This is a genomic window from Nostoc sp. DedQUE08, assembly GCF_034530895.1.
In the GTDB taxonomy this organism is placed as follows: domain Bacteria; phylum Cyanobacteriota; class Cyanobacteriia; order Cyanobacteriales; family Nostocaceae; genus Nostoc.
The window spans coordinates 39,957-42,600 of sequence record NZ_JAVRCD010000069.1 but is presented as its reverse complement, the minus strand read 5'-3'; the positions used below and the strand labels follow the sequence as shown (position 1 = coordinate 42,600).

Genomic DNA, 2,644 nt, shown 5'->3' with positions numbered 1-2,644 from the left:
CCTTGTTTTCCCTGAATTCACTTCTTGGCAACCTTGTCAATGCGTAAGTCCTATACACTTTAATTGTTCTCAAAAAGAAAGCCCCGGCTTCTGACGGGGCAAAACGTGCTATTTTTGCTTATAGAACAATTGTACTATTAAAAAATAGTATTAATCGAGGTAGAAGCGTGTAGAGTTTTCCCTAAAATCGAAGTCTTTTGGTTGATTTAGTTAACGAGTTTCTCTCCTTTGAGCATTCGCGCTGCGGCTTCAAGTAGAGCTTCTTCGAGATAGGGCTTGGTAAAGTAGCCACTAGCACCGAGTTGAGCGGCAATTTGTCTGTGCTTGTCTGCACCGCGCGAGGTGAGCATTGCGATCGGTAAGTGGTTGAGGTTAGAGTCTTTCTGGATGCGAGAGAGTAATTCCAGACCGTCGCAACGGGGCATTTCGATATCGCAAAATACGATATCGCAAGGCAGACCAGAGCGGAGTTTATCCCAAGCTTCCTGACCGTCACGTGCCTGTTCTACGCGATAACCTGCTTTGTTAAATGTCAGGGATAGCAATTCTCGAACTGTAATTGAGTCATCGACAATCAGCACTGTTGGGTCAATCTTCGCAGGAGAGGTATCTGGAGGAGTCAGTTTTTGTTGCCAAGAATTGCCACCAGCTTGTGTAGAAATCCGTCCCTGGAAGATGTCAATTATTTCCAGTACGTCAGCAATCGGCATAATCCGACCATCACCCAGGACTGTAGCACCAGCTACACCAATGGGTTTAGGTGCTGGGCCTTCAAATTGCTTAATTACAATTTCTTGTTCGCTTAACACCAGGTCAATCTGTAGAGCAATCAGGGTATTTGCCGATCGCACCACAACCACAGAAACCATATCATCATCTCTGGTGCCGCCATAGACATTACCGCGACTGATTTGGCGATTGAAGGTTAAAAGTTCCTTCAGGGGTCGGAATGGTAGCACCGTATCGCGCCAGGAAATAAATGATTGCCCATTGGCATCATGCTGAATATTTTTGACTGGAATATCTAGCGTATCTTCTACACCATCCATTGGGAAGGCGATTCTAGATCGATCGGAGACGCAGCAGAGAGCTTTACAAATACTTAGAGTCAGTGGTAAACGAATGGTGAAGGTGGTTCCTTTGCCGATCGCAGAATCGGTGTTAACTGTTCCCCGAATTTCGCTAATTTCGGAGCGCACCACGTCCATACCCACACCACGACCAGAAATTTCATCGGCTTGGTCTTTAATCGTAAAACCAGACTGGAACAGCAGATCGTAGACTTCCAAACGAGACATCGCTTTTGCCTGCGCTTCTGTAATCATACCAATCTTCACAGCCTTAGCCTTAACCTTTGCCGAATCGATGCCTGCACCATCATCGCCGACAGAAATGATCGTTTGGTTCCCTTGGTGGAAGGCACGGATAGTAATGATTCCCGCAGGTGGTTTACCAGCAGTTTGCCTTTCTTCTGGCGTTTCAATACCGTGAGCGATCGCATTATTCAGCATGTGAGTCAACGGATCGGTCAGATGATCCAAAATCATCTTGTCAATTAAGGTATCGCCACCTTCGATCACCAACTCTACTTGTTTGCCACACTTGATGGCGTTGTCGCGCACTCCTCGCCGCCAGCGATCGATAGTTTGAGCAAAAGGCACCATTCGCGCTCTCGTTAATCCCTCTTGTAACTGGGTGGTTACTTGGCGGAACTGCCTTGCTACGCGCTCGGTTTCTTCGGTAACAAAATCAATGTCACTAGCCGACTCACGTACTCGTACAATGCGCTCAATCATCTGCTGTGAGAGTGTGTGAAAGGGAGTAAAACGATCCATTTCTAGTTCGCTAAAACCCCTGTCGGCATTGGAATCAGACGTTTGTAACCCAGGGTCTTTCTTTTTACGTCCAGCTAATAGAGAAGCTTCCAGTAGCGATCGCTCGTACAACTCCTGCATCCTTGCGCCTACATCTGAGAGTTGTTGTACCTGAATTAGCAAGTTATCTAATGACTGTCGCAGTCGTTCATGATCCTGCTCTAAAGTATTGCGGTTTACCACCAACTCCCCAACTAAATTACTCATATCGTCCAGTTGCTTAACTGGAACCTTCATCGTTTCTTCAAATCTCGCAGCCCGACGACTAGAGGGACGGGTAGCTTGGCTGGTGTTCGATTTTACTACAGTAGAATGGGATATTGTTTGATTCGCTTCTGCCAGCAATTTCTCTAAGTCACCAAATTCATCTTTTATGGCTGGTGATGGAGTAGCATTTTTAGCTGAGACTGGTTGAGTGTTGAAGGGCTGGCGTTGGCGTAGACCGTCGTAGACATCGTTGTTGTTATCTGTACTTAGCAAGTCTTCCAAGGCAGCAAAATCTACTTCTGGTATCTTCTTAACTTTAGGGATGGGTGCTACGTCCTCTCCTAATAATGCTGCCAAGTCTGCAAATTCATCTTCTTGAGCAACTATTTCAGTGGTTTCTGTAAACAATAAATTATTTTCAACAACTGTGTTTTCTCTTGTATCAAAGGTAGTTTCTAAATTATTATTTTCCTCAGTCTCTAAAAGTTCTGGGCTTGTCTGGGCTGAATCTGAATTTTCCTCAAAACTAATAGTTTCTGATAGTTCATCCACAGTATTCTCTG

At 45.3% G+C, this 2,644-nt stretch carries 1 protein-coding gene; it reads right to left on the bottom strand.

Annotated features, from left to right (window positions below; translation table 11 throughout):
- Positions 1-206: 206 nt before the first annotated feature.
- Positions 207-2,644: hybrid sensor histidine kinase/response regulator (locus RMY64_RS31245; RefSeq protein ID WP_322702068.1), on the bottom strand; the 2,438-nt coding region annotated here is incomplete at its 5' end.